Below are 16,243 nucleotides of genomic sequence, written 5' to 3'. Positions count from 1 at the left end.
GCGCCTGCCGTTACAAGCCCAGCGGTTAACAATCAAACCCAGTCAATCGCTGAGCTTACTTTGGTTACGAGCATCTGCTGCTTTATCGCGGTTGCTCGTAGGTCAAATTCATCCCCTTGCTCCAAGGATATTGCTTCATTACATTGCTTGGCATAACGCCAAACCTCTAGAGCAAACGACTCATGCCATAGATCCAGTCGGTACTGTTCAATGTCTTTAAGCAGCTGCTCAAACATTGGATAGGCAAGATCAGCGCGTTCACTGCGCATCAATAAACGCGCTTGATATAATTTTTGCTTTGCAAAATCGAACTTGTCTTGGGCAAACCCTTCCATTAGCTGCAGTGCTTGCGCAAGCTTATTTTGGTCAACAAGCGCCTGCGCTTCTTTAAATTTATCTAACCAAATCTTCTGATTACCGTCTGTGCTCGCACCGTCACCTTGGCTTAATAGTTTATGCTCACCAATTCGCTCACGATTCGCCGCGGAGCAGAATTCACTTCCATCTTCATATTTAAGACTTAACAGTGTTGGATACTGATCAGCAATTGCCGCTAACTCTAATTCTATCCACTGTGCTTCTTTAAATAGCTTGAGCCCTTCAAGTGCAGCGATGGTTAGCCTTTGTAAATTAAGGTTAAAATGCATCGCCCCTTCCATAAATAAGGCTTCTGCCTTTTCTAACGCCTGAGCAAAGTTTTGTGCGGCTAAGGCGTTTTCAATAGGCACAAATGCCGCTTGCCTGGGAGCTGGTAGGCGCGTTTTCAGCTCACCATCATGTGGTGGTAATGCAAGCGCCCCCCACCTCACTGCACGTGCCAAGCGAATCGCTCTCATCCAATTTTGGCTTTCTTTGTCATACGCCAATAGTTTGCGAACTTGCTCTGTATAGGCCGAGTCTGACTGCGGTGCTTCCACGGCAATAGCAAGCGTGGAAACTGGCTTTGAAGCAACAGCTGTAGGCTGTGAAGTCGCCGCTACAGATTGCTGTACTTGAGGCTGTTCAGCGGTTGCCACTTCAGGGTTTTCAACAGGTTCTCGTACCGTCGCAACAGGTTGTACAGGAACTGGTTGCGAAACCAAACCTTGCTCACACCAGTGTTTTAAATCGGCAAGCGGCCCTGAGTCTGCATCAAGTATCGCCACCGAATCTGTTGCATACTGTTCAAGTACACGCTTTAATTCTGGCCACTGCTCCGGCATTGTCGCGCTGTGCGCTGTAGCAACACCAAGTAAGCGCTGTTGTTGTTGTAAGAACCAAGTATGAACCGATGCTCTCGCACGTTCTTTCACAGGGTGGATCTGTGCCTGATACTGTTGCAAAAGCTGATTGAACAAATCTAGCGAGTGGATCAAACCCTCAAGCCCAAACTCATTGGTAGCGGCCAACGCTAGATACGACGCAATGCGAATATCTTTGGTTTGTTTTTCTAACAGTTCTGATGCCAAAATAAAGTTGGCTTTGAAGTCTGGCTCGGCAACACCAGATGAAGAACCTTTTAGTAATTTAAATGACTCTTCGTATTTTAAATCGTCACCGCATGGCATACCGCCTAAAGGCGCCAATAAGTTTTCATGCCACTGCTGCCAGCTCTGATACTTATGTGGTTGACTCATAACTTACTCCAACTCCTTAACGCATCGAAAACACTCATATTTGATGCTTTTGCCAATTCATACATATGCGGTGTCACCGGATGTTGAGGCAAAGTCCCTGTTAGATTAATGGTCGTTGACAAGCTATTGTGCTCAAGCCAAACAGACGCAAAATACGAGGCTGGCATAGGTCTGCAATACACCACCAGCGAAGCTTTCTGGCTCAATTGACCATAGTTGTAAAAACACCAAGGCTGCCAGTGATGATCGGCCACCATATTGGTAATTAGATGTAGCCAAAATGCACCTAACAGCTGAGTATCTTCACCCACTTGTGGCATCGGTAATTTCAACCCGAACTGACAACGCAAACAGCCTTGTGTTTTGATCATTTTGAGCGCAGACATCACTTGGCTTATTAATTGTGCTCGCTGGTCAAGATCTTCTAGTTCAAGTGCATCCCATACACGCTGTATCGGTGAAGCTCGTAATGAAGACATCGCCTTATCGAAATCAATCGGTTGCGAAACCAGCTCACTTACCTGCTTAAGCTCCTGCGCGCTATGACGCATTTGCTCAACACTACTGCAGTTTCTGATCAGCTCATGGCTTAAGCTTAATGATTTAAACGCACTACCACATTCACTAAATAAAAATGCAGGGTTTTGTTTGTAGTCCGCATTACTCGATAACACGAACGAACAAAATGGATATTGTCTTCCACTTTTATCTTCGCTTGGCTGTAATGTGCCTAATAAACAGTTTTCGTCTTGACCTGAGGCGATAAAAAATAACGTTGACTGCTCTTTTTGAGAAGATGCATCTTTTATCAACGCCTGTCGGCTCATGTCTGCATACCCTTCTTGAAGCCAGCGCTCAAGCGTAATCGCTTCTCTTGAATCAACGTTAAACTTAATGAAGTCTGCTTGGATTGGGTTCTTACCCATAAATCCAAATGGCTGAGTCGTTGGTACCTTGGCGACTTTCTTATTATTAAAAAAACCGAACATGCCTGCGTTACCTCAACGCCAAGTTTTCATTAGAAGCAACACTCACCTTGGTATCAAACAAAGACTCCGGCAGCGCAAATGACGTCATAAAATATTTACTGAATATGCCACTGTTTCTGCTCGACTTAAGTGCAACTTGAACTTGGATTGGCTCAACACTAGCCTCAGCTTCTCTTTGTAATTGCCACGTTGCCATAAATTCAGTACCACGAACCCACTGCACATTCGCTTCATTCAATACTTTTAGGAATGCCCAAGGTCCTGACTTTTCGATTTCGATTCTGCGGCCTTCACTGTCTAAACCATATACCACTGCTTTTTCAGTGCCCGCTCTTGCAGGCCAGTTAAAACGACGCCACTCTTCAGGTTCGTTTCTATAACGGTAATTTTGGTCACTAAAGCCGATATAAGTTTCTTTTAATCCCTTTTGTGCCACAGGCATCATTTGGAAGCTAATACCCACCTCAGAACCGTCTCGAGGAAATAGCGAACGCGTAACCTTTCTCGCCTTAGTTAGCTTGTCTAGTACCCCAGGCTTAAAGCCGATACCAATCCCATTCCACGTTTTCTCTACCCACTCACCACGTTTTAAACGAAGGTAAGGAGATAGATTTTCAGCCATAAATTGCCAAAACACACCTGACTCTTGGTTTAGCAGTTCGCTAATATCTTCAACCGCTGCATCTGGGCCGTCGATATTGAACGGATATTTACCACGGATATTTTCTTTGTATGTTAAGAATACTTGATTAGACCAACGCTCATTAAGCTGTACTTTCGCTTCGTTCATTACTGTCTGCACACTAGCTAAAAGTGGTGCTTTTAGTAGTTTTTCAAGTGCTTGCTTAGTATCTGGGTCAAGCGCTCTTACTTGGCTTTCTACCACCACCCAGGCACTTTGCAGCGCATGGTTTTTGCTATCACCGTTTAACAACGTTTGAGTAAATGACATCGCCATATAGTCATCATTGTTACTCGCCGCGATCGTTTTGATGTCTGAATGAAATGCACTCAAAGCACCGAGATATTGCTCTAGGTAATCAGAGCGAGCGTTCTCTTCTCCTTTTGCCGTATAGCGGCGAAGATCTGCAAAGCGGCTCGACAGTTCAGGTACACGTTTTCTCGCAGCGGCTTCTATCTTTGCACCTTTAACCTTGCTGTTTTTAGACTTTGCAAGTAATGCATTTGCCTGCTCGGTCAACTTTTCTGTTTCTACCGTTTTGTTTGGCGAATCAATTAGATTCACGTTGTCGTCGATTGACGCCATTAAATCGACCAACGGACCTTCTGGTGATGACAACTGAGCCAGCGTTAAACTTGCCGCGTTGCTCGTATTAAATGGGCTTATTTCTACTGAATTTAAAAACTCAAACCACACATTGGCATAGTCTCTGAAATACAGCGCACGGATAGATTTAACTAAAGCGCTCGCTTTTGCTTCATCGACAGAACCTTGGCTTTCTGCGTTGTCTGTGCCCATCACCCAGTCGCCAGAGAATGCTTTGCTCGCGATGACCTTGATGGCGTCGTATACTTCATTTTCCCAAGCTTCTTTGGTGTAAACGTATGGAATACTGATCTTGGACTGCAAAAAGGTCTTGTTGTTTTGCTGCATCATTTGATCAAGCGTTAGTGCGGCTTTCGATACCGTTACTTTTGCTTTGATCTGCTCATATAACGCAGTCGGTTCTGGCGCACTCATTAAGTCTGAACGAGCCTGACTCACTAAGAAATCATTACTTTGCCAAATCGCAAGTTGCTGCGGTGCAGGCTCAACCGCTAATTGGGCTAAGTAAAAATCAATCAGTCCTGACAGTTGTTCTGTTAATACTTGCGTGTCTTCGTTTAGCGTTAGCTCTAAGCGGTCCGCCGTGTAGTCTAATAGCTCAGACTTAGCATAGTCTTTGTTTAAACGCTCAAACTCATTACTCATCATGAGTTGCAGCTTAAGTGCTTGATAGTACTTATCACGTAGCTTTGGCTCGATACGTTTAGCAACCTGCTCTTCTGTACTTAGCAATGCAATCCAGTTTTGATGGCTTTCAAACAGCGCTTGTTGCACAAGCTCCGAACTTGGTTCACCAATGAGCGCTTGTACACGCTGACGTAATACCTGTTCTATTGGCTTTATGGTGTTGTCAGCACTGTAAACACCAAGTAAGAAATACCAAGGCAGCTTTTTCTCATAGCCTATTAGCTCTTGATAGTGTGCAAAAAGAGACAAGGTAGAGTTAAATTGCTCGGCCAACGGCTGGTTTTCAACTCGTGTATTAACAACAGCAGTCGTTAATTTATCACTGGTTGTTAAAAGCTGCTGATTGTGGGTATAAGAGTTAACCAACAAGCCCGCTAGAGCAAATACCGACGTCACACACAAGCATACAGCAAAGCCTTTTAGCCATTTTTGTACGCGGCGCTTTTTCCGGTTACCCCGAGTGAGGTCTTGCAATTTAAACAACACATCTTTGAATACTTGGTTGATAAAAAATGCGGAGGTAATGCTTTCTTGACGATACTCAAACAATACTGATCTAAACGTAGATAGTTTGCTCGTTGCGCTACGCTCGATAGGCGTACCTTCTTGCGTACCAGAGGTAAAATACACACCAGCAAACCACGGTACTTCTTGGTACGGATTTTCTTTAAATAATGTGTCAATAAACTCTTCGACTTTAGCTGACGCCGCTTTAAACTGATTAGGAAAATCATAAATCAATTGTTTCCGTTGAGCGTTACGCTCACGCGTCATTTTAACTAGGCGCTGATCACACAGTCGCTCATACAGGCCAGTAAGATGCTTTGAAAAGTTCTCGCTCGCCACTTCACCGGTATTGGTGCCATCTTCTTCAAGTAAATACGCGCCCCAGGGTTGCTTACGCTCATCTTCACTTAGTTCATTAAAGAAAGGCTCAAAGCCGCTGATCAAATCACACTTGGTAAATACCACATATACTGGAAAGATAAGTCCAAGTTGATTGATTAACTCATCAATACGAGCGCGGATCTGTTTAACGTGGTCACGGATCTGTTCGCTGTCTGAAGTCAAGATATCAGCAACGCTAATAGCAACCATCACTCCATTGATTGGTTGTTTAGAACGGTATTTACGTAACAGCTTTAAGAATGACAACCATTGATCGTTATCTGATTCTTCAGTGGTATAACGACCTGCGGTATCAATCAAAACGGCTTGATCTGAAAACCACCAGTCACAATTACGCGTACCACCAAAACCTTGGATATGCAGTTGATTAGATTTTGAATAAGGGAAATGCAGTCCTGAATTTGCAAATAATGTGCTCTTACCCGCAGCCGACGGACCAATGATCATATACCAAGGCAAGGCATACAGCGCAGCGTTACCACGATACCCAGCCCCCAAATGAGAAGCTTTTAATGCAGACAGCGCTTCTTCCATTTTGGCTTTGATTTCTTCAACTTCGGCTTCTGTTCCCGCATGATTGTTGGCAATTTCTTTCGCTAACTTGTCACCAGAGCGCTTCACCCATAACCATCGAACTAATAAAGTAAGACAAAACAGACCAAATACAGCACCCATCACCATTAAACGATGATTTTGATCTTCAAGACCAATAAACCGGCCTGCAAACCAAATTAGCGTCAAAATTGCGAATATGCCGACCCAATGAGCCGTCGCACGAGATGACAAAAATCCTAAGACTAGGTGCACTAGTCCACTACGATTCACTCCTGACATGATGTTACCTCGCTTTCCCTGTTTTCTCTAACTGCGTTAGTACTTCAATATGCTTATCAATTTGCACGACTTGCTGGTTCGCGCGATTCTCAATGAAATACGTTGAACCAACATACATACTGGCAAGTAAGGCGAGCGTTACTGACAAAATAACCCAGTACGGTAGATTTCTTCCCACCTTAGTAACCATACTTTCTTGTGGTTTTGCATTATCAGAAAGCTGTAATTTTGCAGGTCCAGCAAGCTCTTCTAATTGCGCTCTAACATCCAACATCAACGCTTTGAGTTGCTCGACCCCTTTTATCTTATAGATCCCTTCGAAACCCAGTTGTAAACAAACAAAATAGACTTCTAGTAATGTACGTTGCTGCGCCGCTGCACGGCGGATATTTTCAAGCTTTTCAAAAAAAGCTTCTCCCCCACGCATATTGCCAAATAATTCTAATTGTAAAGGTCGCGCCATCCATTCCATACTATACGGCTTCTGTGCCGTCATGATTTGCTCATCAACCAAAGCAGTTAGTGCAAATTTGGCTTCTTGCATGTCTGACGCACTGATCCGTGCGTCATAACAGCTCTTTTCATATTCATCAAAAGCATCCATGACTTTACTGCGTAGACCGTCAACTCCTTGATGATCAGACCCGCCCTGGCGAATTGAAGTAAGCACTTCAAGCACCGGTGAAATGCAGGCGACTAGTTCAGATTTATTTTTCGACGCTTCCATGACCTTTACCTACTAACTATTTACTCGCCACTGAAACCACTTCGAGTTTCACGCCTTGAAGGCTAAATGGCACAAAGATTCTTAACGCTAGTTCCTGTACAACTTGTTCCCAAGCAGCGCCATGTGGCTCCACTTTAAAATACTCATACCCACCTTTAACTGACACTCTATTCGGTGGGCGCTGGCAATGCGTTAGCTTCACACCGCCAAGTGCTGAAGCAATTAAGATTTCCAACTGACTAGGTGCTGCCAGCTTAACCTGTTCTGCGAACAACTCGATCCATTGCGTAGATTCGTTTTCATAGAAAGCCGCAATGTACAACTCGCCTCGAGTCAAGGTACTGCTTTCTATGTCTTTAACCTCAAAAATAGACTGGGAGATTGCGCTGAGTACTAAATCAGACGAGCGTGCTGCGCTTATCGAACCAATAAGAGTGTGAATATGAGATTCGATTAAACCAAAGCTGCGCGTTAAGTCTTGATGGTCATAAACAGGTAACTCAAACTTAGTCGCTTCGGGTTCGAAATTTATCAGTTGGCAAACCAGCTTATTTAGCGCCATAAACAGTGCATCAGGACTAGTTTTAGCTGTAGTACTTAACTGCTTAATCTCAGGAAAAACAGAGCTAAATGTTTGTAATAGCAAAAAGTGTTTGAGTTCTGTTGGACCAAAATCTTCCACGATCCCCATACTCGCACGATTGGTAAACATCGCGGTGTACTTAGCTTCAACCATATTGACGAGTTTATTTACACGCTCGGCTAAATAGCCATGGGCTTTGATGTTTAACAGTGGAGGAATATAGCTTGAGTCAATTTCGAACTGCCCATGTTCACCACGTATAACTTTTATGCAAGGCAATTGCTCGATAAAACTGTTACTTGCGCTGAACTCAACCAGCATAAGTTTAGGCTTAGCAACCATCACTTCTGCTTTTCGGTTTGGATCATGTGCATCTTGAAGCTCAACAAAATCACAGTCATAAGCACTAAGCTGCCCAGTTTGCGGGTAACCTTGGATATTACTTACTGAATGATTGTTCGCGAGCGCCACACTAATGATGTATTCGCTTTTGTTATCTTCAAGCTCAAACATAGGTGCTTCGTTGTCAGCAAAAACATGATGTATATGACGACCACTTTTGAAGATTGCCGCAATACTTTGCAGTTTGACTACACCTTTGGCTAATGCCGATTCGTCGAATACAATTCGGTCTAAACCATATGCATTGTCTCTAAGACTTTGCTGTACACCAGCTAGTTGAGATTGCTGGTATTGATCGAACAGTTGTAAGTGCTGCTGACTGAGCATTAAACCTTCAGCCCAAACAGGTTTGTATACGTTGTTGTGCTGCATTACTTGTCCTCCTCTACTTCAGGTAAGCGAAGCGAGTTACTTGTAATTTCAATATCTAGAGAAGTAGATAAAGGCACAGGCCAATCATTTAAGTCATAAAATGCGCGCCAGTTACCACCCGTTCTATCTCTAAATAGTGCAACAAAAGCCACGTACTTTGCAGATTCAGCTTGTTCAAACTCGATTTTTATACGATCTGAGGGGTTTACGGTACGTTCTTCCACCGTAACTAAGGTGTTAGCCAGAATTGATTTATCGGACTTCCAAAGCTGTTCAAATGTAGAATTTTTAAACGCTTGAATATCAGTAAGTTGATATACTTTTAATACCACAGGTAGTGGCTCGTTAAACTGGTTTAAATTTATGTTATCAGTAGCAGTTACGTCTAACTTAACGTAAGTAGACATACAACCAGTCAAAAACAAAACCATTATAAATAAAGCATTCCTAGCCATATCCGCCTCAATTATAAGACATCCAAATTAGATTATTGGAAACAATTAATCTTTTTAATTTCCAGTACAATAGTAAAAATACATTTGATTTAACTATTTAACAAGAAATTACAGAACACAAGTATGCAGTTTGTAACTGAATACTAAGTTAACATTCAAAAATCTTCTTAAAAAATATTCAAACCATTGTTTTTTATAGATTTTACTTTCTATTGGGAATTCAGGGAGGAAGTCACGAGACTTAATGAGCAATTCAGTTTGCATTAAGCTTTCTTACAACTTGTTGAGATAGACACTTCCCTGAAAACAAAAACCACACTAAACATCTGGACTTTTGATGTACATTCTCGAACGGCGCATAAGATACACAAACGCTTTTTACAGATCAACCTTAATATCAAACTAATATTATCAACCACCAAAAAACACACTTACACTCCACCAAATCCATGTAATAACCTCCATTATTATATTAAATTAATTTAATAACAGATAATTACACATAAAAACCGTATTTACACTACATTAACCAAGCTTTATGGATTGTTGTGAGAGTTTTCAAATCAACCAAGGCTAAATTTCATGCACACAAAGGTGGTCATTCACGACACAATCCAAAGTGCTAAGGTCACTAGTTATGAACTAACCACTTGTATAAATGAAAGTTTTGTTTTCCATAGTACTTTAGAACCAGGTTCCGATATTCATGACAAACTTTCGACTGGGAATGATGTAACTTTTGAAACAATCAAGCCAGATCAAATAATCACTTTTTCCACGGATGCCCCTTTTTTAAATTCGTGCAAGGGTGACTTCAGAGCGTACCTATTCTTATAAATTAACCTTAAAGCCAAGGATAGAACCACTTAAACAAACAGAAAAAAGTCAAGCTTTTGTAAAAATCAATGTACAATCTTTGAACAACCCTCTTATTTTAATAGCCGGCTATTTACAAAACCGTATAAAGTGGCGAGTCACTAAAGCTCTCCCCACGCTATCACAGTGTGTACAGCACTAGAAAACGACTCACTGATCTGATCCAAAACTTTTGGACACCTCATTAAGTGAGTAAACTAACTCGTAGAGGTGAAAATAACGTCCCCAAAGAAAACCAGAAAACTTATTCAGCCGAATTTAAGTAAGAAGCCTTGGAGCTGGCGACCAAAATTGGAATTGCGCAGGCTGCACGAGACCTCACTGTTTATGAATCTCGGCTCTATGCTTGGCGTAATGTCGGGAGCGCAGAGAGTGCCAAGTTAAGACGCCAGTTGGCTGAGCAAGCTAAGGAATTAGAAATCTTAAAAAAGGCGGCCACCTACTTCGCAAAAAACCAAAAGTAACTCGATTTGAGTTTATAAAAGACAACTGCGGGTCATTCTCAATACACAGGATGGCCTATATATTGTCCGTGTCGCCAAGTGGGTATTATTTATGGCTAAAATCGTGCCAGCAGCTGAGTAAGCGCAAGCAAGCCCGCGATACAAAAATTAAAGATGAGTTGAGCGGGACAGTGCTCGACGCATTCCAGCTGAGCTTGAAGAGCAAGGTGAGAAGTATGATATTAAAACCATTATGTGCAGCATGGAGCGCTAAGGGCTTGTAGCCAAAGCGGCCCGCAAGTTTAAAGTTACAACGTACAGTAAACATTCATTGCCTGTTGCACCGGATTTGCTTGAGCAAGACTTTATCGCTGATGGGCCAAATCAAAAATGGGCAGGCGACATCACCTATTTAATAACGAGCGAAGGTTGGCTCTATTTAATTTAGCTTTCATCACCGATTTATATTCACGGTCAGTAGTTAATTGGTCGATGAGCAAGCGCATCACATCAAATCTTGGTGTGATGCTCTAAAAATGGCGCTTTGGCGACGCGACAAGCCCAAGGAGTTATTGTTCACAGTGACCGTGGCAGCCAGTATTGCTCTCATGCTTATCGGAATATGATTGAGCAGTACGGATTAACTCAGAGCATGAGCCGCAAAGGTAACTGCTGGGAGTGTCAACGCTTGTGTTGAGAGCCTCTTCCATTCACTGAAAGTTGAGGCGGTTCAATACGAACCAATTATGGATCGTTAAGCCATGTTTCAGAAAATACTTGAGTACCTAGAAATTGATTACAACAAAAAGAGAAGGCATAGTGTTATTGGCTATCTAAGCCCTGAAAGATTTGAATAACTGAAAGTAGCTTAATGAAGTGTCCTGTTTTACTGGATCAGATCACTTTTTTAGTTATGAGTTTAACGTTGCAGAGACAGACCAAATACAGAGGAAGAGCTAGGTACCACAGCCGTTTTCATATATGTGGCGAAAAATCTTACTGAACTTATCGCAAGCAAAATTAAGAGATTAAGAATCTGTTCTTACGGAAACATTCAGCGCTTCTTGAAAGCGACAGAAAATAAATAAAATAATTTACACATCAATTAATAAGAAAATACAATGATCACGATGGAACAATATTTTTATTGGCTTTTTAGTTTCTTTGATCAGTTTTATCGTTGCTGTATCGATTAGCAAACAGAGACATAAGCTAGTTCAACCTTGGATAAAAGCCATCGTGTTACTAACATCAGTACTTTCGTTTTTTATCTGTATGTCTATACTATCAAACCTATTCTCAAATGCGGTTATGATAAGTAAAGCCGCGGATCAGGCGATCATATTTATACTATTCGGTTTTGGGATCTACAAATTTATAGCACATACTAAAGCCAAAAGTCGCCAGTAAAATCAGATCAACATTTATCGCTGAACATAACAAGGAGTTGGAATGCGTGAAGAAAACCGACAAGTCCCACAACAATTGGGTCAATATCTGTATCAACAAATTAAAGAGCCGTGGAGCGAAGCGCGACTCGTATTGGACTATCATGACGACAATATGCCGAGGTGTTCCGCTTTCTACTATGACACCAGCACTCCCAAACAAGCACATGTCATACCTGTAAGTGATGAAATTTCCGTCCTTTTTCTAAGCTTGTTCGAAAATGCGACAGCAAATCAAGAAGAGAACTGGCAAAAGGCTATTTTCTCAGTACAGCGCAGTGGTCAATTTAGTTTGAACTTTGAAACTACGGAAAATGAAGATTAAGTTAAAATCTAACGCTTCGATTAAACTGGTCTCGTAAATTGAAAGAGGCCAACAATAATGTTGGCCTCTCATGTTTAAAGCGAAGCAATACTTTGGTTAATTGCTTCCAGAGCTCCTGCTGGATTGTCAGCTTTAGTGATCGGACGCCCTATCACTAGATAATCACTACCCGCTTTCACTGCTTTTTCAGGGGTCATAATACGTTTTTGATCGCCAGCATCAGCACCTGCTGGTCGGATACCTGGTGTCACAAGCTTGAATTCCTCACCGAGTTGAGCTTTTAAAAGTTCGGCTTCTTGCGCAGAACAAACCACGCCATCTAGACCTGATTCTTTCGCTAATTTTGCAAGATATAGCACTTGCTCTTGAGGTGTCTTTTCAATTCCAAGCTTTAGTAGCTGACCTTGATCCATACTAGTTAATACGGTCACAGCAATAAGTAGCGGCGCTTTATCACCGTATGCTGCCAACGCTTCTTTTGCTTTTGACATCATTTCATGGCCGCCGCTGGCGTGAACATTTACCATCCACACGCCAAGTTCAGCCGCAGCAGTTACCGCTTTTGCAACTGTGTTTGGAATATCGTGAAATTTTAGATCTAAAAATACATCAAAATTCATATCTACCAGTTTTTTTACAAACTGAGGGCCAAAATAGGTAAACATCTCTTTACCTACTTTCAATCGGCATTCGTCAGGTGAAAGCTGAGAAACAAATGATAATGCAGCTTCTTCATTATCATAATCAAGCGCAATCAAAACCTTTTTTAAATCTTGTGTCGACATAGTTACCCTATTTGGCCAAATTAAAAACCTAAAAACCGTCTAACCCACGGCTCGGAGCAAGTGACTCCCAATGTTTGCAGGAGGGACATAACCAGTACATTGTATGACTTGTAAACCCACAATGACCACATTGATAATTCGGCTTAGTTGCAATATAAGACTTTACCAACTTATCTATTTCTTGTAGTACGTGATCTATTTTAGCATCTTTGCCACTAATGAGTTGCAGCAAATAACTAAAGCCCCTAATTGATGGTTCACGCTTTAAACTATCAGTTAGAAACTCTATCGCCTCAGAAATATGACCTTTTTGGACTAATCCTTGGCAGAACTTAATTCTGATCAGCACACCTCCTTTTTCTAATAGCTCGGAGACTAACTCAAAGAATTGCTCATGAATATTTAATTTAACATAACAAGATTCGAGGTCTTCTATTACTAGTGGCGCCATAAATACAAATTGGCTCACGAGCTTTCGCCAATAATATATACACTTCACGTAATCGTCGTGTTTGTATGCATCTTTGCCCATTTCATACAAGGGTCTTACTGTTTCATGCGCGAGCGCTGTCGCTTTTTCGAATAAGCTTGGATTCTTTTCTTGATTTGCAGCTTCACAATAGAAGTTTGCAATAGTCGCGCAATGAGACGACTTTTTAAAAAGCTCAGGATGCGCTTCATACATATGAACGCCTTTTCGCCAATCTCTAGTTTGAGAGTATAGGTTTAAAATTGGATCGAGTGCATCCTTAAACCCAAGCTTTACAAGAATGACTAAGTGTTCTTCAGCGCTATCCAATAGACCGGCTAAGACGTAATCTTGAGCAAGCTCTAGACGACAGGACTTCACCACTTCTTCGTCTAGATTAGGTTGTTTAAGTAGTAGCTCATGAATTTTTATCGCTCTATCTAACTCTCCCCGCTTTCTAAAGAGCGATGCGAGTGTTAAATAATGGTCGACGGAGTCTGCTGAGACTTCAAGTAACTTTGTGAGGTGTTCAAGACCCTGATCTTCTTCCCTATCTAGTAGGAATTTTAGGCCTTTACTGTATTCAGAGGTAATTTGTCTACTTTGCTCTAGGGCTTGATTCTTAGCACTATTTTTACCCATAACATAACCGTAAGCGGCAGCTACAGGTAGTAATAAAAACAGTAGCTCGATCATAACTAGCGTTCGGCTGCTTGACTAAGCTTACTATTACTTTTTTTTAGGCGATGATTTTGCCATTTAAGCTTAGATAAAACCGACGCTGTTACAAGTAAACCAATAATTATCCCAAGAGCTAAGCAAATACTCATTAAGGTTGCGAGTGGTAACTCTGCACTTGCAATTACAAAATTGACATTAACAACTTGTGGATTTTGTGTTCCAACTAAAAATGCAATCAGTATGGCAACAACAGCTAATCCCTTTTTCAATACTGCAACCAAGTTTAGCTCCGTTAGACTTAATTATTTAAGCTTTCGTTTACTCTATCGCGCAGCTCTTTGCCTGGCTTAAAGTGTGGTACGTATTTACCATCCAATTCTACTGTCTCGCCCGTTTTAGGATTACGGCCAGTGCGAGGAGAACGGAAGTGAAGCGAGAAACTACCAAAGCCACGGATTTCGATACGTTCCGAGTCTGATAATGAGCCAGCCATTTGTTCAAGGATTTCTTTTACCGCATTCTCTACATCTTTAACAGGAACGTGAGCGTGCTGCAGTGCAAGTTGTTCTATCAATTCAGACTTTGTCATAATGTTTCCTTTAGTGTAAAAGGAAGGGCTGAGCGCCCTTCCTAGTTTAAAGACTGATTAATTAGTCTTTTTGAGCATTTTTGAAAGCTGCAGCCATTGCGTTTTCGAACGCAGGCTCATCTTTCTTAAGCTTCTCTAGTACTTCTTTTTCTTCAGCTTCGTAGATAGCTTTAACTGATAGGCTGATAGTACGGTTCTTACGATCAACACCTACAAATTTAGCTTCGATTTCGTCGCCTTCAGAAACAGCAGCAGTCGCGTCTTCAACACGCTCTTGCGCGATGTCAGCTACACGGATGTAACCTTCAACGCCTTCGATTAGCTCAACAGTTGCGCCTTTAGCATCAACTTCAGTCACTTTACCTTTAACAATAGCACCTTTTTTGTTGGCGTCTAGGTAGTTAGTGAATGGATCAGCGTCGATTTGCTTAACGCCTAGAGAGATACGCTCACGCTCTGGGTCAACTTGTAGAACGATAGCTGTGATTTCGTCACCTTTCTTGTACTCACGTACAGCTTCTTCACCTGGAGTGTTCCAAGAGATGTCAGATAGGTGTACAAGACCGTCGATACCGCCGTCAAGACCGATAAAGATACCGAAGTCAGTGATAGACTTGATCTTACCAGAAACTTGGTCGCCTTTGTTGTTAAGACGAGCAAATTCTTGCCAAGGGTTAGCTTTACACTGCTTAAGACCTAGAGAAATACGACGACGCTCTTCGTCGATTTCAAGAACCATAACTTCAACAGTATCACCTAGTGAAACTACTTTTGAAGGGTGGATGTTCTTGTTAGTCCAATCCATTTCTGAAACGTGTACTAGACCTTCAACGCCTTCTTCGATTTCAACGAAACAGCCGTAGTCAGTTAGGTTAGTTACACGACCAGTAAGCTTAGCACCTTCTGGGTAACGACCAGCGATAGCAGCCCATGGATCTTCGCCAAGTTGCTTAAGACCTAGAGAAACACGAGTCTTCTCTTTGTCGAACTTAAGTACTTTAACGTTGATTTCGTCACCTACGTTCACGATCTCTGAAGGGTGCTTAACACGCTTCCAAGCCATGTCAGTGATGTGTAGAAGACCGTCAACACCACCTAAGTCTACGAATGCACCGTAGTCAGTAAGGTTCTTAACGATACCCTTAACTTCTTGGCCTTCAACAAGGTTTTGAAGCAGCTCTTCACGCTCTTGTGAGTTCTCAGACTCGATAACAGCACGACGTGAAACAACAACGTTGTTGCGCTTCTGGTCTAGCTTGATTACTTTGAACTCTAACTCTTTACCTTCAAGGTGAGCTGTGTCGCGAACTGGACGTACATCAACAAGTGAACCAGGTAGGAATGCACGGATTGAATCAACTTCAACTGTGAAACCGCCTTTAACTTTACCGTTGATAACACCAGTAACAGTCTCTTGCTCTTCACAAGCTTTCTCAAGACGGATCCAAGCTTCGTGACGCTTAGCTTTTTCACGAGAAAGGATAGTCTCACCGAAACCGTCTTCGATTGCATCTAGTGCAACGTCTACTTCGTCGCCTACTGCAACTTCTAGTTCACCAGCAGCATTTTTGAATTGCTCTGCAGGGATTGCACTTTCAGACTTAAGGCCAGCATCAACAAGAACAACATTGTTCTCAATAGCGATTACTGTACCTTTAACGATTGAGCCTTGCTCAACTTCAAAACCCTGTAGGCTTTCTTCAAATAACTGCGCAAAATTTTCTGACATACTAAATACGTCTCTATAAAGTTAAATTACCAATTA

General features: G+C 42.0%; 12 protein-coding genes and 1 pseudogene. 2 read left to right on the top strand and 11 right to left on the bottom strand.

The features are described 5' to 3' along the window. Nucleotides 1–32: 32 nt before the first annotated feature. From DS891_RS03225 to tssJ, 6 genes are read right to left on the bottom strand one after another with little or no spacing between them, the layout of a single operon-like run. Nucleotides 33–1,616 (bottom strand): TssA family type VI secretion system protein, encoded by a 1,584-nt coding sequence (locus DS891_RS03225; protein WP_174168824.1) that lies wholly within the window; start codon nucleotides 1,614–1,616, stop codon nucleotides 33–35. Continuing rightward, a complete protein-coding gene (tagF, locus tag DS891_RS03220; protein WP_010604829.1) occupies nucleotides 1,613–2,605 on the bottom strand; it encodes a type VI secretion system-associated protein TagF in 993 nt (330 codons plus the stop codon). Before tagF ends, DS891_RS03225 begins: the two co-directional genes overlap by 4 nt. Before the next feature lie 7 nt (nucleotides 2,606–2,612). Next, nucleotides 2,613–6,323, bottom strand: coding sequence for a type VI secretion system membrane subunit TssM (gene tssM, locus DS891_RS03215; protein ID WP_174168823.1), 3,711 nt, complete (start codon nucleotides 6,321–6,323; stop codon nucleotides 2,613–2,615). A gap of 4 nt (nucleotides 6,324–6,327) precedes the next feature. Beyond that, nucleotides 6,328–7,050, bottom strand: coding sequence for a type IVB secretion system protein IcmH/DotU (gene icmH / locus DS891_RS03210; RefSeq protein WP_010604831.1), 723 nt, complete (start codon nucleotides 7,048–7,050; stop codon nucleotides 6,328–6,330). A 16-nt stretch (nucleotides 7,051–7,066) separates the two neighbouring features. Further along, the gene (gene tssK, locus DS891_RS03205) at nucleotides 7,067–8,407 is read right to left on the bottom strand and encodes a type VI secretion system baseplate subunit TssK (protein ID WP_174168822.1); all 1,341 of its coding nucleotides are present in this window, start codon (nucleotides 8,405–8,407) and stop codon (nucleotides 7,067–7,069) included. Beyond that, on the bottom strand, nucleotides 8,407–8,838 hold the full coding sequence (tssJ, locus tag DS891_RS03200; protein ID WP_010377046.1) for a type VI secretion system lipoprotein TssJ: 432 nt from the start codon (nucleotides 8,836–8,838) through the stop codon (nucleotides 8,407–8,409). The genes tssK and tssJ overlap by 1 nt, the downstream gene beginning before the upstream one ends. A gap of 1,172 nt (nucleotides 8,839–10,010) precedes the next feature. Between tssJ and DS891_RS03195 the strand changes: the two are divergent. Then, nucleotides 10,011–11,038, top strand: a pseudogene (locus DS891_RS03195) (IS3 family transposase). A 595-nt stretch (nucleotides 11,039–11,633) separates the two neighbouring features. After that, a complete protein-coding gene (locus DS891_RS03190; protein ID WP_010604838.1) occupies nucleotides 11,634–11,954 on the top strand; it encodes a hypothetical protein in 321 nt (106 codons plus the stop codon). A gap of 74 nt (nucleotides 11,955–12,028) precedes the next feature. Here DS891_RS03190 and pyrF read toward each other — a convergent pair whose 3' ends face one another. From pyrF to rpsA, 5 genes are all read right to left on the bottom strand, one after another. Then, nucleotides 12,029–12,739 (bottom strand): orotidine-5'-phosphate decarboxylase, encoded by a 711-nt coding sequence (pyrF, locus tag DS891_RS03185; RefSeq protein WP_010604839.1) that lies wholly within the window; start codon nucleotides 12,737–12,739, stop codon nucleotides 12,029–12,031. A 28-nt stretch (nucleotides 12,740–12,767) separates the two neighbouring features. Continuing rightward, nucleotides 12,768–13,904: a lipopolysaccharide assembly protein LapB gene (locus tag DS891_RS03180; protein ID WP_010604840.1), complete on the bottom strand. Its 1,137-nt coding sequence runs from the start codon at nucleotides 13,902–13,904 to the stop codon at nucleotides 12,768–12,770. Nucleotides 13,905–13,906: 2 nt separating this feature from the next. Further along, entirely contained in the window at nucleotides 13,907–14,170 is a 264-nt protein-coding gene (locus DS891_RS03175; RefSeq protein WP_010377035.1) for a lipopolysaccharide assembly protein LapA domain-containing protein, read from the bottom strand. A gap of 17 nt (nucleotides 14,171–14,187) precedes the next feature. Beyond that, entirely contained in the window at nucleotides 14,188–14,478 is a 291-nt protein-coding gene (gene ihfB / locus DS891_RS03170; protein WP_010377033.1) for an integration host factor subunit beta, read from the bottom strand. A gap of 61 nt (nucleotides 14,479–14,539) precedes the next feature. Continuing rightward, on the bottom strand, nucleotides 14,540–16,207 hold the full coding sequence (gene rpsA / locus DS891_RS03165; protein WP_010604841.1) for a 30S ribosomal protein S1: 1,668 nt from the start codon (nucleotides 16,205–16,207) through the stop codon (nucleotides 14,540–14,542). Nucleotides 16,208–16,243: the final 36 nt, after the last annotated feature.

This window comes from Pseudoalteromonas sp. JC28, from assembly GCF_013319255.1.
Lineage (GTDB): Bacteria > Pseudomonadota > Gammaproteobacteria > Enterobacterales > Alteromonadaceae > Pseudoalteromonas.
This window is presented reverse-complemented; position numbering and strand designations above follow the sequence as displayed.

Bases quoted from the DNA above. Each gene is read 5' to 3' on its own strand.
- DS891_RS03225 (WP_174168824.1), bottom strand. From the start codon at position 1,616: ATGAGTCAACCACATAAGTATCAGAGCTGGCAGCAGTGGCATGAAAAC.
- tagF (WP_010604829.1), bottom strand. From the start codon at position 2,605: ATGTTCGGTTTTTTTAATAATAAGAAAGTCGCCAAGGTACCAACGACT.
- tssM (WP_174168823.1), bottom strand. From the start codon at position 6,323: ATGTCAGGAGTGAATCGTAGTGGACTAGTGCACCTAGTCTTAGGATTT.
- icmH (WP_010604831.1), bottom strand. From the start codon at position 7,050: ATGGAAGCGTCGAAAAATAAATCTGAACTAGTCGCCTGCATTTCACCG.
- tssK (WP_174168822.1), bottom strand. From the start codon at position 8,407: ATGCAGCACAACAACGTATACAAACCTGTTTGGGCTGAAGGTTTAATG.
- tssJ (WP_010377046.1), bottom strand. From the start codon at position 8,838: ATGGTTTTGTTTTTGACTGGTTGTATGTCTACTTACGTTAAGTTAGAC.
- DS891_RS03190 (WP_010604838.1), top strand. From the start codon at position 11,634: ATGCGTGAAGAAAACCGACAAGTCCCACAACAATTGGGTCAATATCTG.
- pyrF (WP_010604839.1), bottom strand. From the start codon at position 12,739: ATGTCGACACAAGATTTAAAAAAGGTTTTGATTGCGCTTGATTATGAT.
- DS891_RS03180 (WP_010604840.1), bottom strand. From the start codon at position 13,904: ATGATCGAGCTACTGTTTTTATTACTACCTGTAGCTGCCGCTTACGGT.
- ihfB (WP_010377033.1), bottom strand. From the start codon at position 14,478: ATGACAAAGTCTGAATTGATAGAACAACTTGCACTGCAGCACGCTCAC.
- rpsA (WP_010604841.1), bottom strand. From the start codon at position 16,207: ATGTCAGAAAATTTTGCGCAGTTATTTGAAGAAAGCCTACAGGGTTTT.